Raw genomic sequence first — 15,637 nt, 5'->3', positions numbered from 1 at the left:
CTGCGGCTAACCGCCGCGTGAGTAACGCCAATGCCACGGCTCATAGACGATGCCGTGCGGATTGTCGCGCGGATAACTCATGTCGAAACCGAAATCTCCGGCATGCGCGGTCAGCCAGTCGAACGCGGGTGTTTTTTCGAACGATTCCTCGGCGGGCGCTTCGCCGGGAGTGCCGATATCCAGCGCATTGCCGCTGTGGTGCTCGCTGTAGCCGGGTGCGGCGTTCACGGTGAGGATTTGTTCCACCGTCTGCCCGCGGGCGAGCTTGCGTTCGAAAATGCCCAGCTGATAGTGGTGGCTGCGATAGCCGGAGATGGCTTCCAGCACGACTCCTTCGCTTCCGGCCACACGCCGCATGCCTTCCCACGCTCGCGCTGCGCGTGCGGTGAGCCATAGCGGGCGCCGGTAACGGTCGAATCCTGCGAAGGCGAGGGCGGCGGACTCCGGCACCAGTTCAAGCCCGACTTGCTCGCCGTAGCTTTCGTCCAGACCCAGAGAGTCCAGGCGCTCTATCAACTGGTCCAGCGGCAGCTCGCCCGAGGCATCGATGTCGAAGCCGCGATCCGTGCGCAGGCTATCGAGCGCGTCGAGCGCGGCTTCGACACCGGGTTCATGCGCCCAGCGCGGCGACAGCGACAGCATCCCTTCCGGTAGCGCAGCAGCCAGATAACGGCCATCCCGCTTGCGCCGCAATACATGCCCGGCCCGCGAAAGTACCCGCGCATCGGCATTGCTGCGCGCACGCAACAAACCGCCCGGCCAGAGTTCCACGTCCGGGGTATTGATCAGTATTCGGGGTTGGCCGCGCATCAGCGCAGCTTAGCGGCGCGGCGGGGATGTCGCCAGTTCGCGCAGGCGGTTGAGCAGGGCATCGGGTTGTTGTGGTTGTAGTAGCAGGCCGGCATCGTGGGCAGTGGGCAACCATAGCGCGCGGCGCTCTCCGGCGACGGCGACGAATGCTTTCTCGCGATTGCGCAGGCGAAAGTGACCACTGTGAAAACCCGGCACCGAGTAGCCGTTGGTCTTCAGCCCCGGCTTGAACTCCGTGCGCTCGTGCAGGTCGACCACGCGCGCTTGATCGAGTCTCAGTTCCGACAACGGAACGATCCGGGAGTAGAAGCTAGTCTTTACTTCCAGGGAGTCGGCCGAAAGCGCAAGCCGGTGTCGACGCATGACCCGGTCCAGCAGCGCCCATATGGCAGACATCAAGAGCGACTCCGCGCCGATGATCGCCGCACCCACTATGAGCGGGTCGCCGCCGGCGAAGTCCCAATGCGTATCGCCAGTCTTGACCGCCAGCAACGCGGCGGCGGTGACCAGGACGGGCAGCAGTACGCACAGGCCGAACATCCACAGGCGGGGCTGGGTACCGGGCGGGACCAGTTGCAGACGCGGGTCGAGCGTTTGTGTGCTCATGTTCCTGTCGTCGCAGTTACTGCAGGACCAGCAACGCGCCGGCGCCGAGCAGCGCAGCCGAAGCCGAGACCAGGGCAAGCCACAGCGCCTGTGCATTGCCGGGAAAACGGCGTTCGATCAGAGGCATGAGGTGCAGCATGGGGTGCGCCTCCTTTGTTGGGTGAATAAAGACTATGCGGGCTTCTTCAGGAACAGGCGGATGGCATCGGCTGCACTGGACTGCACCGACGACACCAGCTCCCACCCCAGTTGTCCGAGCCGGTTGAGTTCTTCCTGGGCACGCACCGTCATCGTCGTTCCGAACAACTGAGCCTTGATCTCGACCACCTGATAGCTCCAGCGCGTACTCATCACTTCGTCTCCTTTTTGTCTTCGCTTGCTTTGGGCAGCCGCCCCGCCTTACGCAGAGCCTCACGCAACACGTATTCGATCTGCGCGTTCAACGAGCGCAGGTCGTCATCGGCCCAGCGCTGCGCCGCGTTCAATACGTCGGCGCTGATGCGCAGGGGGTAGGCTTTCTTCTCTGCCACGATAGCGTCCGGCCCGTCGGCTCAGTACAACGAACCGGTGTTGACGACAGGCTGCACGCCGCGATGGTCGGAACACAGCACGATCAGCAGATTGCTGACCATCTGCGCCTTGCGTTCCTCATCTAACTGCACGAAGCCGTTCTTCTGCAGTTCGGCCAGCGCCATTTCGACCATGCCTACCGCGCCGGCGACGATCCGCGTGCGCGCGGCGATCACCGCATTGGCTTGCTGGCGCTGCAGCATCGCCTGGGCGATTTCGGGCGCATAGGCGAGGTGGCTGATGCGCGCGTCGATGACGCTGACGCCGGCATCGGACAGGCGTTCGTCCAGTTGCTCTTTCAGGTGTTGGGAAATTTCCGCAGGATGGCTGCGCAACGCGACCTGGCCTTCCTCGTGCTGGTCGTACGGATAGCTGGTGGCCATCGCCCGCAACGCCGACTCGGTCTGAATATGGACGAAGCTTTCGTAGTCGTCGACGTTGTAGACAGCCTCGGCCGAATCCACCACCTGCCACACGATCACTGCGGCGATTTCAATCGGACTCCCGTCCAACTCGTTGACCTTCAGCTTGCCGCTCTCGAAGTTACGCACACGCTGGGAAACCTTCTTCTTGGAGTAGAAGGGGTTGTTCCAGCGCAGGCCGTTGTCCTTGACCGTGCCGATGTATTTACCGAACAGGCTCAGTACCGCCGCCTGATTGGGCTGCACGGTGTACAGGCCGATCAGGCTGAAAAAGTCGAGGATGCCTACCAATACTGCAGCAAGCAGCGACATTCCGTCGGGCGCGTTGTCGCCGACGCCCGTGCCCTTGATGAAAAGCCAGACGGCCAGGACAGCAACAACCAATACGCCCAGCAGGAAAGGCAGGCCGGGCAGGGAGCGGGTGGGATTTTCTTTCATGGTGGTTTCTCCGGGTTCGGTAAATTAGATATCAATTTGATATCAATAATCAACAGCCGTTCGTCGGCTGAGTGGGTCGGCCGCTAAAATGTCGACTTCTCCAACTCCGGCCCGCCCATGACCACCTTCGGCACCCCGCTTTCCCCGCACGCCACCCGCGTTCTGCTGCTCGGATCGGGCGAACTGGGCAAGGAGGTCGCGCTGGAGCTGCAGCGTTTTGGGGTGGAAGTCATCGCGGCCGACCGTTACGCCAACGCCCCGGCCATGCAGGTGGCGCATCGCTCGCACGTACTGGACATGCTGGATCCGGCGGCCTTGCGCTCGCTGATCGCACTGGAGAAACCGCATCTGGTGGTGCCGGAAATCGAGGCCATCCACACCCAGACCCTGGTGGAGTTGGAAGCCGAAGCCGGATTGCATGTCATTCCTACTGCTCGCGCCGCGCGCCTGACCATGGACCGCGAAGGTATCCGCAGGCTGGCCGCGGAAACCCTGGGGTTGCCGACTTCGCCCTACCGTTTCGTCGACACGCACGCCGATTATCGCGAAGCCGTGGCCGCCATCGGCCTGCCCTGTGTGGTCAAGCCGGTGATGTCGTCTTCCGGCAAGGGCCAGAGCACCCTACGTATGGAATCCGATATCGATGCGGCCTGGGAGTATGCACAGACCGGCGGCCGCGCCGGCGCGGGTCGGGTGATCGTGGAGGGCTTCGTCGACTTCGATTACGAAATCACTCTGTTGACCGTGCGTCATGCCGGCGGCACCGCATTCTGCGATCCGATCGGACACTGGCAGAAGGATGGCGACTATCGCGAAAGCTGGCAGCCGCAACCGATGTCGCCGACGGCGCTGCAGCGTTCACAGCGGATCGCGCAGACGATCACCGACGACCTGGGCGGCTGGGGGTTGTTCGGCGTGGAACTGTTCGTGAAAGGCGACGAAGTATGGTTCAGCGAAGTGTCGCCGCGTCCGCACGACACCGGTCTGGTCACCCTGGTTTCGCAGGACCTGAGCGAATTCGCGTTGCATGCGCGGGCGATCCTCGGCCTTCCCATTCCTGCGATCCGCCAGCTCGGCGCGTCCGCGTCCTGCGCGATGCTGGCGCACGGCCATGGCGTGCCGGTGTTCTCCAATATCGAAGCCGCTCTGCAGGCGCCGGACTCCGCCTTACGTCTGTTCGGCAAGCCGCGGGTGGAAGGGCATCGCCGCGTCGGCGTCACCTTGTCGCGCGCCGATACGCTGGACGCCGCGCGACAAATCGCGCGGCAGGCCTGTGAAGCGATTTCCATCGAACTCGAACCCGAAGGCACACAGCTATGAACGGAAGCGAAGGTTATGCGGTGTTCTTCTTCCCGCAAGCGCTGGAAGCACTGGGCGAGGCCATCAAGCCGTACCTGGCCGAAGGGCCGGCCGGCGTGCACATACTGTGCAAGGAAGTTGACACCGGCGGCGCCTTGATCGAAATGACGTTGCAGTCCCATACCGTCGACGGCAAGCCTTCGATGATCGAACTGATGGTGCCTGGCAGCATGGTGCGCATGATCGTCTCGGCGCACAGCGACGGCAGCTTCGGTTTTGGGCCGCGCAAGGCCGAGCCTGCAGCTGGCATGTAGCTAGCGATCGAGCTTGAGAGGCGAGCGGAAAAAATAGATCGTCATCCCAGCGAAAGCTGGGATCCATTTTGATCTTGATCTTGACCTCGATTCACAGGTATTACTTAAGAGCCAAAGTCAAAATGGATCCCAGCTTTCGCTGGGATGACATCGCATTATTGGGTCGGAATGACGTCGTTTTCGGTGCGGCGTCCTGGTTCAGCTCCGGAAAGCCGCTTTATTCAACCGAAAGATCGACCCATATTAAATGGTGATCGCTGCCGTCGGCGATCTTGGCGTCTTCGCTTGCTGTCGGCGGCCAGAACACTCCGCTTTCGATCAAGCCGAAGCCGGTGGACGGCAGCACATAGTCCAGCCGCATCGCGCCGGTCTTGGGGCCGAAATCGCCGGTCACGTGCGCGGGCGATCCGTGATGTTCGATACCCTTCGAAGCATAGGCGCGCGCAGCCTCGGCGCCACCCTCGCTGCGCGGCGTGGCGTAGCGCATCACGCGCGGGTGTTCGAGCAGTTCGACGATCGCCTCGTGGGAACCGTCGCCGTCGATGGGATCGTTGTTCAGATCGCCGGCGATCACGAAACGCGCGTCGCCGGCCAGACCGCCGCAGCGGCCCTTGTCGTCGCATAGCCAGGGCTTGTCGCCGGGCGAGATATATTCCGACCACAGCCGGATCTCATCGTGGTTGCGCTTGCCGTTGCGGTCCTCGGGACCGTCGAAGACCGGAGGAGTGGGGTGCGATACCAGGAAGTGAGTCACGCCGCCGGGCGTCTGAACCGGCACATCCCAATGCGATTTGGAAGACAGCCGCAGTTGTTTCCAGACAGCGTCCGGGTAGAAAAATTTGCGCGAGGTCGGATCGATCGGTCGCAATGCGTCGGGCATCGCACTCCAGCGCAAGTGTTGGAACGTGCGCACGCGGGCAGCGTCTATCGGATATTTCGACAACATCAACATGCCATATTGCCCGGGATGCAAGCCATAGCCCCAGGCGTCGTTGCCGCGCGCGCGGCCGTTGCCGCCGGCTTCGCCATTACCGTCTAGGTCCAGTCCGCTGGGAACGCCGGTATTGACGGGCGCGAGATAACGATAGGGATATTTCAGCGCTTCTCCACCGCCCGCTTGCGCGACTTCCAGGTAGCGCCGCTGGAATAGATCGGCGGCGCGATGCGCGTCGTCGTAATCGAACTCGTTCAACAGCACCAGGTCCGGGCGTACCCGTTGCAGCACCGCCGCGATCTTGCGCGCGTGCGCGCTGCCGCCTTCCAATTCGCGGATCAGCCCGCCGTCTTCGTCCGAGTACAGCGAAGTGTTGTAGGTGGCGACACGGATCTTGTTTTCCGCTGCGTAAGCCGACGGGTCTCCATGTACGTTGACATGCACGCAGGCGGTCAGGTTGGGGAGCATGAGCAGGGCAATGAGGAGTCTGTGCATGCGCCGATTCTGACACGCGACTATGCGTTGGCGATGACATAAGAAAAGCGCCCCGGTTTCCCGGGGCGCTTTCAGGACTTAACGACTAGGCTAAGCCTGTCGGAGCTTGATCAGAACGTGCAACCCATGGCGCCAAAGCTGGTCTTGGCCTGTTCCATGGCGGTCTTGCACTGGGTGGCCAGCGCGGTCTTGTCGGTGACCGTGGACCAACCGGATTGCGTCTGCTCGATGCCTTGCTTCATGGCGGCGCGCTGGGCCTCCGGCACCTTGTCGCTGATGCAGGCATAGACCTTCTCGAGGTAGGTGTCGCATTCCGGCACGCCGGTGCTGGCGGTGGCGGTATCGGCGACTGGAGCTGTTGCCGCCGGAGCAGCAGGTTCGGCGGCCGGTGCCGTAACTTCGGCGGCAGGCGCCGTTTCGGCAGTGGGGGCTTCTTCAGCGGGTTTTTCAGCAGGCTTGCAGGCAGCCAGAGCCAGAGCCAGAGTGGCCGCAGCGACCAGGAAAAGCGCGTTCAATTTCATCATGCAAAACTCCATTTATTCAGATGGGAATGGACGAGGTAATCCACCTCGTTTACTCGCGGATCGGCAACTGCCGACCCAGCGAGCACGCGATGCTCTCACAAAAGCCGGATCGCTTATGTTTTCAATCGGTTAATTGCGAGCGATTCCAATTGCGGCCGTCGAAGGCTTCCAAGGGTTGGAAACGACGCTTGTAATCCATCTTGCTGTGGCCCTGTATCCAGTAGCCCAGGTACAGATGCCGGCGCGATTCGCGCTTGGCCCATTCCAATTGGCGCAGGATCGCCAGGGTGCCCAGGCTGCGCTTTTCCAGATCCGGATCGAAGAAGGTATAGACGGCTGAAAAGGCATCCGGAGTGATGTCGGTGACCGCGACCGCGATGAGCGTTCCGTGTTCGCGCAGTTCCAGGAAGCGTCCTTGCGACCAGCTGCCCACCAGGAATTGCTCGAACTCCACCGCGCCGTGGTCGTCCATGCCGCCGTTGCGATGGCGTGCGGCCAGGTAGCGACGGTACAGCGCCAGATGCTCGTCGGTGCGTTCGGCGGCGACGACCCGCGCCTCGACTTCGATATTGCGTGCCGCGCAGCGCCGCTGACTGCGGTCGGGCCGGAACTCCAGCACCGGAATGCGCACCGCCACACAGGCACGGCACCCTTCGCAATGCGGCCGGTAGACCAGATCGCCCGAGCGGCGGAACCCCCAGCTCAACGCAGTGGGATAGAACGAAGCCAGGCGCGGATCGCGCGGATCCAGCACCAGATCGCGCGCGGTGCGGTCTTCCCAATAGCCACAGGGATGTTCGCCCGTATGGAACAGGCGCAGGTCGTCGGCGGGTTGCTGCGGATCGTTGCCCATCGCTCAGCCCGCTCCCGCGCCGACGGACATTGCGAAGGCAATACCGGCGAGCGCGCCAGTCAATGCGCCAGCGATAAGGTCGCGCGGCACGTGGCGTTGCAAGGCCAGGCGCGACCAGGCCACCGTGGCTGCGAAACACAATCCCGCAAGGCCTGCCCACCAGGGCGCATTGACCAGCATCAGGAAGGCGGCGAACACAGCGAACGCCATGTGCAGCGAAAGCTTGCACCAGCGCGAAGTCAGCATGGCGATCGCCACCATCGACGCCGAAAGGGCCAGCCCGAGCGTCAGTTCCGTGGAAAGGTCGAGCCAGAACGTCAATGCGGTGGAAACCAACAGCGCGATCAGCAGAAAGCGATTCAACGATCTGCGTTCGTTCTGGTCGCTGGCATCCACATGCGACCAGCGCCCCTGTCGTACCTGCCAGCCCGAATAGGCCATCACTATTCCCGCGAACGCGGCGAATCCAAGCCCCATCCACAACGCGATCCGGTACTGCCCACGCGCCAGCGTCAACGCCAGGGCTGCCAACGGCAGCACCACCATCGGATGTCCGGAGATGGAGACAGCGCGAGCGAAGGCGTGATTCATGGGGGCAGGATACTGCGGGGTGCGTATCGCGTGGGTTGCGACTGTCCGCAAAATGAATAGGAAGGCGAGGCGGTCAACCCGCGCACGGCCGGGGCGTTAACCGGGGCAGTGGCGGAACCGCGCCACACCTTCCAGGAGATTCGCATGACCCGCAAGACCCTGCTCACCCTCGCCGTACTGACCGCGCTGGCCGCCGACACCGCCTTCGCAGCCACGGCTCCCGCCCCCGACGTTTCCGCGACAAGCGCGCAGCCGGCTGCCCGCGTCAAGCTCGACAGCAACGGCGATGGCATTGTGGACCGCACCGAAGCGGCCCAGCATCCGCGCCTGGCCGGCAAGTTCGACGAACTAGACAAGAACAAGGACGGCAAGCTGACCAAGGATGAAATGCCAGCGCGCCGTGGACATGGTCATGACAAGCGTGGCCATGGCCCGCGCGAAGCGATGTCCAGGCTGGACACCGACAAGGACGGCCGCATCAGCCGTGCCGAAGCCACGGCCGGTGAGGGCAGGATGGCCTCGCGTTTCGACCAGATGGATGCGAACAAGGACGGCTACGTCGATCGAGCCGACCATGAAATCCTCGCCAAGCAGCGCAAGGACGAATGGTTCGCCGCTGCCGACACCGACAAAGACGGCAAGTTGAGCCGTGCGGAAGTGGATGCGGCCAAGCCCAAGCATGGTGAACGCGGTGGTCCGCGTCCGCCGATGACGCCGGAAGAACCCACGAACTGATCGCGCTTGGGAGGCCGCAGCATGAGCCCATGTTCATGAGGACATGGGCTTTGTCGTGCAGGTTCGTAGGAAGCGGCGGCGCTTCGCGGGGTTAAGCGGAAGCAGAAGCAAGCGTCATCCGAAAATCCAGAACCCCGGCATACGCCCGGAGTTGATCATTCCCACGATCAATCCCGCGGCACCTAGGCCGAAACCCACGATGCATCCCAGCCAGCCCAGGATGCGCTCACGTCGGCGGCAACGTGCGGCGCGCACCGGATCACGCGCCGCCTCCAACGCGTGGCGGCGCGCCTTGATGCGCGGTTCCACCACCATGGATTGCCAGAGCACGGCCGCGAAGAAAGCCGCTGCCAACGTTGTCAGGGGTATCCACGTAGTCGAGTATCTGGCGGCCAGCACGACGCCGATCATGAAACCTATCGTAGCCAGTCCGTTGACGCCTGCGCTGCGGACCAATGCACGCCGTTCTTCTGCGTCGATGGCGCCCCGCAGGTTGCGCCGCAATCCCAGGTACATGCCGGCGAATGCGGCGCCTAACCCCAGCGCGACGCCTCCCATCGATCCCAGCACGATCTTGCCGATGGTTTTGGCGCCTACCGTCGCACTTACGCCGAGGATGCTGGCCGCGGCGGCGGGTGGGCTCGCCACGCTGAGCGCACTGACGATCACGGCGGCGAATGCGGTCGACGGCGCGGAATTACGCGCGAATTCGCCGAATCGCTTGAGCATTTCCTCCCGCACACTGCCGCGCGCCCGCGACAGGCGTTTGCGGACTGCGGCATCGCTCAGTCCCAGCAGTGTGGCGACCTGTTGCGAACTCTGACCTTCCCGGTAATAGAGAAGCAGTGTTTCCCGGCTTTCTTCGGGCAGAGCGGAAATGATGTCGGTGGCGACTACTTCCTCTTCGGTCTGCAACAGTCGTTCGCTCGGCGTGGGTGAGGGGTCGGCCGCCATCTCGATGGCCAGGTCTGCGCTCTCGCCCGACAGCGGACGGTTACGGTTCGCACGCAAATGATCGCGCGCCAGATTGCGGGTGATCTGCCGCAGCCAAGGTAGGAAACTGGTTGAATTCTTCAGCTGGTTGAGTTGCTGCCAGGCCTTCAGGAAGGCTTCCTGAGCGATATCTTCGCTCGCAGCCACGTCCCGCGTGATCGCCAGGGCGATGGCGGTGACCGTGTTCTGGCAGCCAACGACGATGCGGCCGTAGGCGCCGTGGTCGCCTTTGGCGGCGGCGGGCAGTTCGTGTTGCAGCATGAGCCCGAGGGCGTCGGCGTTCATCGGATACGGTCCTGGCATTCGGGTCGATACCAGGCAGGACGACGCGCATCGGCAAATGTGACCACGAGGGCGGCAGGCATTGCGGCTACGGCTTGGTGGGGGTGGGCGCCGAGATGCGCACGCGGACTTCTTCTTCCTCCTCGGCCGGTGCCGGTTGTGGCGCCGGTTGCGCCGGCAAAGGTGCAACCGGCGCAGGGGGAGGAACAGGGTCCGGCACTGGACGGGGGCGCAGCACCGTCACCAGCGCCGCAATAGCGATGGCGATCAGCAGGGCAATGCGGATGCGCCAGGCCAGCGGACGCTTCTTCGGCTCATCGAGCGCATCGGCGCCCGCGAAAACCAACGGCTCGCCCTGGGTCGGGCGAGTCGTCGCCAGCAATCCCGCCGCGCGCAGGATCTCGCGGGCCCGCGGCTGATCCTCGGCGCGTTTCACCCAGACGCTGGGTTGCTGCTTGAGTTTCATCGGCTCGGCATAGCTGAACTGGCCGCCGCGCTTGCTGTGGTACGAGCGCCCGTTGGCCAGGTAGACCTCGATGCCGGCGTCCTCCAGCAGTTTGGCCACGCCTTCGACGGTTTCGACCCGCAAGCTGGTGAAGACTTGACGCATGTCTATTCCTTGGCCGGAACCAGAGCCGCAGTGCCGCGATCGGGCACGACGCGGATCAGCCCTTCCTGTGCCGTGCTGGCCACCAGCTTGCCGTCGCGGGTGAAGATCTGACCACGGGCCAGGCCGCGCGAGTTCTGCGCGCTGGGGCTGTCGATGGAATACAGCAGCCAGTCGTCGGCGCGGAACGGGCGGTGGAACCAAAGCGCGTGATCCAGCGATGCCATCTGCACATTGGGCTGGTAATAGCTGATGCCGTGCGGATAGTTGGCCGTGCCCAGCAACTGGAAATCGGACGCGTAGGCGAGCAAGGCATGGTGCAGTTCGGGCGCGTCTCCTACCGGTTCGCTCAGGCGGAACCAGACCTGCTGGAACGGCGGCCGTTTGGGTGGGTTGAGCTCATCGCGCGGGTAGACGTGACGGAATTCGAACGGGCCGCGCCGCGACAGCCAGCGCTGCACCTTGGGCGGTAACGTCGCCATCACCTCTGCCGGAACCGCAGGCGCGGGCTCGATGTCTTCGGGACGAGGCACTTCCGGCATCGATAGCTGATGCTGCTGGGCTTCCGGTTCCTCGCCCTGGAAAGAGGCCGCGCAGAAGAAGATCACCTTGCCGTGCTGGATCGCGGTCACGCGCCGAACAGAAAAACTGCCGCCGTCGCGGGTACGGTCCACGTCGTAGACGATGGGATGATCCACATCTCCGGCGCGCAGGAAGTAGGCATGTAGCGAATGAGCCATGCGGCCGCTGTCTTCCACCGTGGCCTGCGCCGCGGACAGTGCCTGGCCCAGCACCTGGCCGCCGAACACGTACTTGGTGCCGATATCGCGGCTCTGGCCACGGAACAGGTTGTCTTCCAGGCGCTCCAGCGAGAGCAGCTCGATCAGTTCGCTGACGACGGGTTCGGGGCTGGGGGACAAGAGAAATTCCGGTGGAGTGCGATTGGTAAATTATACCGGCCCCGTAGAAATGCTCCGTGGGCGCGAGCTTTTTCAAGGCTATTCACGCAAAAATTCGCGCCCATGGCCACTCCTAAGACGAGGGGTCGAGGCGCTCCAGCGTAATGGCCTGCATCACGCGATCCCACGGGAACAGCGGACCGGGATCCAGTTTCCGATGGACCAGCACACTCTCGTCATCGCTGGCGGGGACCTCGGTGGCATCCAGTTCCTCATGACCGGCGATGAACTTCAGCGTGGGCACTTCCTGTTGCAGGTATCGCAGCAAATCCACCAGCGCGACGATCTGTTCCTCCGTATAGGCCTCATGCATCGACTGGCCGCCGGCCGCCAGCCAGTCCGGATAGCGGCCGATGTTGACCAGTTCTATGCCGATGGCGCGCGGGTTGTAGCCGCGCACATGGTGGGCGACGCGTTCCACCCGCACGTACTGATGCACGCTGCCGTCGCGGTCTAGGTAGTAATGCCCGCTATTGCCCGTGCCCGAGTCGTACAGCGCCCGTTCGCCGAAGCCGCGCGCAGCGGCCAGGTCGGGCAGTTCGGTGCAGTGGATCACCACCAGGTCGATCCAACTGCGCGGGCGTTCGTCCAGCAGCAATTCGTAGGGCAGGGGCGACTGGATCACGGGCGGCGGGTCTGGGAGCATGTCCGGAATGCTAGCACCCGGCTCGCGGGACCCAGGGCGCAGCGGCCCAGGCAGGCGCGGTCAAGTAAACTGGCGGTTCGCGTGGACGCCTGTCCGCCGCAGGACGCCGCCGATGCCCCTCAACCCCGACTCCGAACTCGCCAAGCTGATGGCCACGTTGCCGCAGGTCGGCGTGGTGCAGTGGATAGGCTTGCGTCCGGCGCGCGATGAGTGGATGGATGCGGTCGAATCGGTCGAGGCCGTGACCGAGGGCGGGCTGCGCGGCGACCGTTACAAAGGCGGCAGCGGCAAGCGCGGCATCACCCTGATCCAGGCCGAACACTTGCCCGCGATCGCGGCGCTGGCTGGACGCGGAATTGAACCGGCCTTGTTGCGGCGAAATGTGGTCGTGTCGGGCATTCCCTTGATCGCGCTGAAGGACCGCCAGTTCCGCATCGGCGAAGTGGTGCTGCAAGGCACCGAATCCTGCGATCCGTGTTCGCGGATGGAAACCGCATTGGGCGCCGGCGGCTACAACGCCATGCGCGGCATGGGCGGACTTTGCGCGCGCATCGTGTCCGGAGGAAATTTCCGCGTGGGCGACGAAGTGGTCGCGCTGTGAGCCGGCCCTCTGCCGGAAGGGGTCATTGCATTCTTTCGCACGGCTTCGAAAGCGGTCCGGATGCCACCAAAGTCGCGGCGTTGGCCATCGCCGCCGAACGTTTGGGCTGGACCCATGAGCGTCCGGATTACACTAGTTTCGACGGACGGCGCGACCTCAGCGAATTGGGCGACGTGGAAGCGCGCCAGGCGCACCTGCTGGCGCTGGCGACCGCCGCCGCGAGCCGTGGGCCGCTGGTGCTGGCCGGTTCCAGCCTGGGCGCCTACATCTCCGCCCGCGTTTCGCTGCAAGTTCCTGTGCTGGGCTTATTTCTGATGGCGCCGCCGACCACGATGGGGCGCCTGCCGAATCTCGATGCGGCATCGGTGCCGATTTCGATCATCCACGGCTGGGATGACGAACTGATACCTGCGCAACAGGTGGTCGACTGGGCGCATGCACGCCGCGGACGCCTGTTGCTGGTGAACGATACGCATCGATTGTCGGAGCATGTGGAGGCTTCTGCGGAGGCGTTCGCTCAGTTGCTGCAATCGATCAAATGAGCAACATCCTGCGTCATCCCAGCTTTCGCTGGGATGACGACTCGAAATTTTAGGAATGACTTTGAAATTCTTCGTTTCCTGCGGCAAAGGCCTGGAATACCTGCTCGTCGACGAGCTCCTCGCTCTAGGCGTTGCAAAGGCCACCGCCACCGTTTCCGGCGCCAACACCGAAGGCGAGCTCGCCGATGCGCAGCGTGCGGTGTTGTGGTCGCGCCTGGCCAGCCGCGTGTTGTGGCCGATCGCCGAATTCGAATGCCCGAACGAGTTAGCGCTCTACGATGGCGTTGCGGCCATTCCCTGGCAGGAGCACCTGCGTTCCGATCACACCCTGTCGGTCGATGCCCACGTCTCCGGCGACGCCATCACCCATGCGCGCTACGCGGCGCAGCGGGTCAAGGACGCGGTGGTCGACACCCTGCGCGCGCAGGGGCAGGAGCGTCCGTCGGTGGATGTGGACCATCCCGACGTGCGCATCAATCTGTCGCTACGCAAGGGCAGGGCCACGATTTCCATCGACCTGGGCGGAGGTCCCATGCATCGCCGCGGTTGGCGCAACGTGCAGAACGATGCGCCGTTGAAGGAGAATCTTGCCGCCGCCGTATTGATGCGCGGCGGCTGGCCCAAGATCTATCACGAGGGTGGCGCATTACTGGACCCGATGTGCGGCAGCGGCACTTTGCTGATCGAAGGTGCGCTGATGGCGGCGGACGTCGCTCCAGGGTTACAGCGGCACGGACGCAGTCTGCCCAGCCGCTGGCTCGGATTCGACGCCGCGGGCTGGAAACAGCTGGTCGAAGAAGCGAAGCAGCGCGAGGAAACCGGGCGGTCAAACCTGAAGCAGACGATGTTCGGCAGCGACGTCGATCCGCACGCCATCCGCGCCGCGCGCGAGAACGCGGAAGTGGCCGGTGTCGCCGACGATATCTGGTTCGGCACGCGCGAGGTCGGCGATCTGCAGGCACCGCCGTTCGAGCGCGGCACTGTGGTTTGCAATCCGCCTTACGACGAACGCCTGGCCGCCGATAACGCGCTCTACCGCAAGCTGGGCGATGCGCTCAAGCGCACCGTGCCGCAGTGGCGTGCCAGCCTGCTATGCGGCAATGCCGAGCTGGCCTACGCCACCGGCCTGCGCGCCAGCAAGAAGTATCAGATTTTCAACGGCGCCATCGAATGCGCCCTGATCGTCTGCGATCCGGTCGGTGTGCCGAAGCAGGAAAGCGGCGTGCCGCGGGAGCTTTCCGAAGGCGCGATAATGGTCGCCAACCGCTTGCGCAAGAACTTGCGCAAGCTGAAGTCATGGACCTCGCGCGAAGAGGTGAGCTGTTTCCGCGTCTACGATGCGGATCTGCCGGAGTACTCGGCGGCTATCGATGTCTACAGGGAAGTACAGGGCGACATGCGCACCTTTCTGCATGTGCAGGAATACGCCGCGCCGGAAGAGATCCCCGAGGCCGATGTGCGCCGCCGTCGCAACGAGTTGCTGGCTGCTGCGCGCGAGGTGTTCGCGGTGCCGGCCGAACAGGTGGCGATGAAATCCCGCGAGCGCGGCAAGGGCGGCAGCAAGTACGGAAAATTCGAGCAGCGCGGCGAACTGCTCCAGGTGCGCGAGAACGGGGCCTTGTTGCAAGTAAACCTGTTCGACTATCTCGACACAGGCCTGTTCCTGGACCATCGCCCGTTGCGTCGGCACATGGCTATGGAGGCGCGCGGCAAGCGCTTCCTCAACCTGTTTTGCTACACCGGCGTCGCTTCGGTGCAGGCGGCGGTGGCCGGTGCGGATTCGACGACCAGCGTGGACCTATCCGGCACTTACCTGGAATGGTGCGCCGCCAATCTATCGTTGAACGGTTTCGCCGGCGCCCAGCATCGCTTGGTGCAGGCCGACGCCTTACGCTGGCTGGAAGCGGAGAAGAACCGCTACGACGTGATCTTCTGCGACCCGCCGACGTTCTCCAACTCCGCACGCGCCGACGACTTCGACATCCAGCGCGAACACGTCCGCTTGCTGCGTGCCTGCGTGGATCGCCTGACCACCGAAGGCGTGCTGTACTTCTCCAACAACTTCCGCCGCTTCAAGCTGGATATGGAAGCGGTCGCGGAGTTCGCGCAATGCGAGGACATCACCGCGCAGACCATCCCGCCGGATTTCGAGCGCAACGCGCGAATCCATCGTTGCTGGCGCCTGATGCGCCAATGACGATCGTTTGTAGGAGCGACGTAAGTCGCGAAGGGACCCGCGCTTAACTCCTCTCCCGTAAACGGGAGAGGGTGCCCGTAGGGCGGGTGAGGGCGCTTTTCGCTTGAACTCAACACGTGGGATCGTTTTGACAAGGGCACAAGCGCCCTCATCCGTCCTGCGGACACCTTCTCCCGTAAACGGGAGAAGGGTTCTTTCGATAGAGTTGTTGCAGAGGAC

At 63.7% G+C, this 15,637-nt stretch carries 20 protein-coding genes; 6 read left to right on the top strand and 14 right to left on the bottom strand.

Features of this window, described 5'->3' with window-relative positions:
- Positions 1-6 precede the first annotated feature (6 nt).
- The 6 genes from AC1DTQ_RS09655 to AC1DTQ_RS09630 are packed head-to-tail and all read right to left on the bottom strand — an operon-like array spanning position 7 to position 2,846.
- The gene (locus AC1DTQ_RS09655; protein WP_477849344.1) at positions 7-810 is read right to left on the bottom strand and encodes a M15 family metallopeptidase; all 804 of its coding nucleotides are present in this window, start codon (positions 808-810) and stop codon (positions 7-9) included.
- A gap of 9 nt (positions 811-819) precedes the next feature.
- Entirely contained in the window at positions 820-1,416 is a 597-nt protein-coding gene (locus tag AC1DTQ_RS09650) for a PH domain-containing protein (RefSeq protein ID WP_477849343.1), read from the bottom strand.
- A gap of 16 nt (positions 1,417-1,432) precedes the next feature.
- Positions 1,433-1,555: a hypothetical protein gene (locus tag AC1DTQ_RS09645; RefSeq protein ID WP_477849341.1), complete on the bottom strand. Its 123-nt coding sequence runs from the start codon at positions 1,553-1,555 to the stop codon at positions 1,433-1,435.
- A gap of 32 nt (positions 1,556-1,587) precedes the next feature.
- A complete protein-coding gene (locus tag AC1DTQ_RS09640; protein ID WP_477849339.1) occupies positions 1,588-1,767 on the bottom strand; it encodes a DUF4177 domain-containing protein in 180 nt (59 codons plus the stop codon).
- Complete coding sequence (locus AC1DTQ_RS09635; RefSeq protein WP_477849338.1) at positions 1,767-1,946, bottom strand: type II toxin-antitoxin system antitoxin; 180 nt, start codon at positions 1,944-1,946, stop codon at positions 1,767-1,769. The genes AC1DTQ_RS09640 and AC1DTQ_RS09635 overlap by 1 nt, the downstream gene beginning before the upstream one ends.
- A gap of 21 nt (positions 1,947-1,967) precedes the next feature.
- The gene (locus tag AC1DTQ_RS09630) at positions 1,968-2,846 is read right to left on the bottom strand and encodes an SPFH domain-containing protein (protein ID WP_477849337.1); all 879 of its coding nucleotides are present in this window, start codon (positions 2,844-2,846) and stop codon (positions 1,968-1,970) included.
- Positions 2,847-2,963: 117 nt separating this feature from the next.
- Between AC1DTQ_RS09630 and purT the strand changes: the two genes are divergently transcribed.
- Positions 2,964-4,166 carry a formate-dependent phosphoribosylglycinamide formyltransferase gene (gene purT, locus AC1DTQ_RS09625; RefSeq protein ID WP_477849336.1) on the top strand — a complete coding sequence of 401 codons (1,203 nt, stop codon included), beginning with the start codon at positions 2,964-2,966 and terminating at the stop codon, positions 4,164-4,166.
- Complete coding sequence (locus AC1DTQ_RS09620; RefSeq protein ID WP_477849335.1) at positions 4,163-4,459, top strand: hypothetical protein; 297 nt, start codon at positions 4,163-4,165, stop codon at positions 4,457-4,459. The genes purT and AC1DTQ_RS09620 overlap by 4 nt, the downstream gene beginning before the upstream one ends.
- Positions 4,460-4,676: 217 nt before the next feature.
- Here the strand turns inward: AC1DTQ_RS09620 and AC1DTQ_RS09615 are convergent, their stop codons facing one another.
- From AC1DTQ_RS09615 to AC1DTQ_RS09600, 4 genes are all read right to left on the bottom strand, one after another.
- Positions 4,677-5,888 carry an endonuclease/exonuclease/phosphatase family protein gene (locus AC1DTQ_RS09615; RefSeq protein ID WP_477849334.1) on the bottom strand — a complete coding sequence of 404 codons (1,212 nt, stop codon included), beginning with the start codon at positions 5,886-5,888 and terminating at the stop codon, positions 4,677-4,679.
- A gap of 110 nt (positions 5,889-5,998) precedes the next feature.
- Positions 5,999-6,412, bottom strand: a complete 414-nt coding sequence (locus tag AC1DTQ_RS09610) for a hypothetical protein (protein ID WP_477849332.1) — start codon at positions 6,410-6,412, stop codon at positions 5,999-6,001.
- A gap of 121 nt (positions 6,413-6,533) precedes the next feature.
- Entirely contained in the window at positions 6,534-7,265 is a 732-nt protein-coding gene (locus AC1DTQ_RS09605; protein WP_477849331.1) for an arginyltransferase, read from the bottom strand.
- Between the two features lie 3 nt (positions 7,266-7,268).
- Complete coding sequence (locus AC1DTQ_RS09600; RefSeq protein ID WP_477849330.1) at positions 7,269-7,856, bottom strand: phosphatase PAP2 family protein; 588 nt, start codon at positions 7,854-7,856, stop codon at positions 7,269-7,271.
- Positions 7,857-8,000: 144 nt separating this feature from the next.
- Between AC1DTQ_RS09600 and AC1DTQ_RS09595 the strand changes: the two genes are divergently transcribed.
- Positions 8,001-8,591 carry an EF-hand domain-containing protein gene (locus AC1DTQ_RS09595; RefSeq protein WP_477849329.1) on the top strand — a complete coding sequence of 197 codons (591 nt, stop codon included), beginning with the start codon at positions 8,001-8,003 and terminating at the stop codon, positions 8,589-8,591.
- Between the two features lie 114 nt (positions 8,592-8,705).
- On the opposite strand, the gene AC1DTQ_RS09590 is transcribed toward AC1DTQ_RS09595, so the two are convergent.
- The 4 genes from AC1DTQ_RS09590 to AC1DTQ_RS09575 form a co-directional block, all read right to left on the bottom strand.
- Positions 8,706-9,869 (bottom strand): RNA polymerase sigma factor, encoded by a 1,164-nt coding sequence (locus tag AC1DTQ_RS09590; protein WP_477849327.1) that lies wholly within the window; start codon positions 9,867-9,869, stop codon positions 8,706-8,708.
- An 85-nt stretch (positions 9,870-9,954) separates the two neighbouring features.
- Positions 9,955-10,476, bottom strand: coding sequence for a putative signal transducing protein (locus AC1DTQ_RS09585; protein ID WP_477849326.1), 522 nt, complete (start codon positions 10,474-10,476; stop codon positions 9,955-9,957).
- Positions 10,477-10,478: 2 nt separating this feature from the next.
- A complete protein-coding gene (tesB, locus tag AC1DTQ_RS09580; RefSeq protein ID WP_477849325.1) occupies positions 10,479-11,393 on the bottom strand; it encodes an acyl-CoA thioesterase II in 915 nt (304 codons plus the stop codon).
- A gap of 112 nt (positions 11,394-11,505) precedes the next feature.
- Positions 11,506-12,087, bottom strand: a complete 582-nt coding sequence (locus tag AC1DTQ_RS09575) for an N-acetylmuramoyl-L-alanine amidase (protein WP_477849679.1) — start codon at positions 12,085-12,087, stop codon at positions 11,506-11,508.
- Between the two features lie 103 nt (positions 12,088-12,190).
- On the opposite strand from AC1DTQ_RS09575, the gene AC1DTQ_RS09570 reads away from it, so the two are divergent.
- The 3 genes from AC1DTQ_RS09570 (at position 12,191) to rlmKL (ending at position 15,418) form a co-directional block, all read left to right on the top strand.
- Complete coding sequence (locus tag AC1DTQ_RS09570; protein WP_477849324.1) at positions 12,191-12,679, top strand: MOSC domain-containing protein; 489 nt, start codon at positions 12,191-12,193, stop codon at positions 12,677-12,679.
- Positions 12,676-13,221, top strand: a complete 546-nt coding sequence (locus AC1DTQ_RS09565) for a hypothetical protein (RefSeq protein WP_477849323.1) — start codon at positions 12,676-12,678, stop codon at positions 13,219-13,221. Before AC1DTQ_RS09570 ends, AC1DTQ_RS09565 begins: the two co-directional genes overlap by 4 nt.
- A gap of 61 nt (positions 13,222-13,282) precedes the next feature.
- A complete protein-coding gene (gene rlmKL, locus AC1DTQ_RS09560) occupies positions 13,283-15,418 on the top strand; it encodes a bifunctional 23S rRNA (guanine(2069)-N(7))-methyltransferase RlmK/23S rRNA (guanine(2445)-N(2))-methyltransferase RlmL (protein WP_477849677.1) in 2,136 nt (711 codons plus the stop codon).
- The last annotated feature ends 219 nt before the right edge of the window (positions 15,419-15,637 follow it).

The organism is Pseudoxanthomonas sp. P4_B2, assembly GCF_056402315.1.
The sequence above is the reverse complement of the archived record's forward strand: the minus strand, read 5'-3'. Positions and strand labels throughout refer to the sequence as shown.

What these genes read in the sequence shown, in the direction of transcription:
- AC1DTQ_RS09615 (WP_477849334.1), bottom strand. Translation starts at nt 5,888, where the DNA reads ATGCACAGACTCCTCATTGCCCTGCTCATGCTCCCCAACCTGACCGCC.
- AC1DTQ_RS09650 (WP_477849343.1), bottom strand. Translation starts at nt 1,416, where the DNA reads ATGAGCACACAAACGCTCGACCCGCGTCTGCAACTGGTCCCGCCCGGT.
- AC1DTQ_RS09570 (WP_477849324.1), top strand. Translation starts at nt 12,191, where the DNA reads ATGCCCCTCAACCCCGACTCCGAACTCGCCAAGCTGATGGCCACGTTG.
- AC1DTQ_RS09630 (WP_477849337.1), bottom strand. Translation starts at nt 2,846, where the DNA reads ATGAAAGAAAATCCCACCCGCTCCCTGCCCGGCCTGCCTTTCCTGCTG.
- AC1DTQ_RS09585 (WP_477849326.1), bottom strand. Translation starts at nt 10,476, where the DNA reads ATGCGTCAAGTCTTCACCAGCTTGCGGGTCGAAACCGTCGAAGGCGTG.
- AC1DTQ_RS09610 (WP_477849332.1), bottom strand. Translation starts at nt 6,412, where the DNA reads ATGATGAAATTGAACGCGCTTTTCCTGGTCGCTGCGGCCACTCTGGCT.
- AC1DTQ_RS09645 (WP_477849341.1), bottom strand. Translation starts at nt 1,555, where the DNA reads ATGCTGCACCTCATGCCTCTGATCGAACGCCGTTTTCCCGGCAATGCA.
- purT (WP_477849336.1), top strand. Translation starts at nt 2,964, where the DNA reads ATGACCACCTTCGGCACCCCGCTTTCCCCGCACGCCACCCGCGTTCTG.
- AC1DTQ_RS09655 (WP_477849344.1), bottom strand. Translation starts at nt 810, where the DNA reads ATGCGCGGCCAACCCCGAATACTGATCAATACCCCGGACGTGGAACTC.
- AC1DTQ_RS09590 (WP_477849327.1), bottom strand. Translation starts at nt 9,869, where the DNA reads ATGAACGCCGACGCCCTCGGGCTCATGCTGCAACACGAACTGCCCGCC.
- AC1DTQ_RS09595 (WP_477849329.1), top strand. Translation starts at nt 8,001, where the DNA reads ATGACCCGCAAGACCCTGCTCACCCTCGCCGTACTGACCGCGCTGGCC.
- AC1DTQ_RS09620 (WP_477849335.1), top strand. Translation starts at nt 4,163, where the DNA reads ATGAACGGAAGCGAAGGTTATGCGGTGTTCTTCTTCCCGCAAGCGCTG.
- AC1DTQ_RS09605 (WP_477849331.1), bottom strand. Translation starts at nt 7,265, where the DNA reads ATGGGCAACGATCCGCAGCAACCCGCCGACGACCTGCGCCTGTTCCAT.
- AC1DTQ_RS09600 (WP_477849330.1), bottom strand. Translation starts at nt 7,856, where the DNA reads ATGAATCACGCCTTCGCTCGCGCTGTCTCCATCTCCGGACATCCGATG.
- AC1DTQ_RS09640 (WP_477849339.1), bottom strand. Translation starts at nt 1,767, where the DNA reads ATGAGTACGCGCTGGAGCTATCAGGTGGTCGAGATCAAGGCTCAGTTG.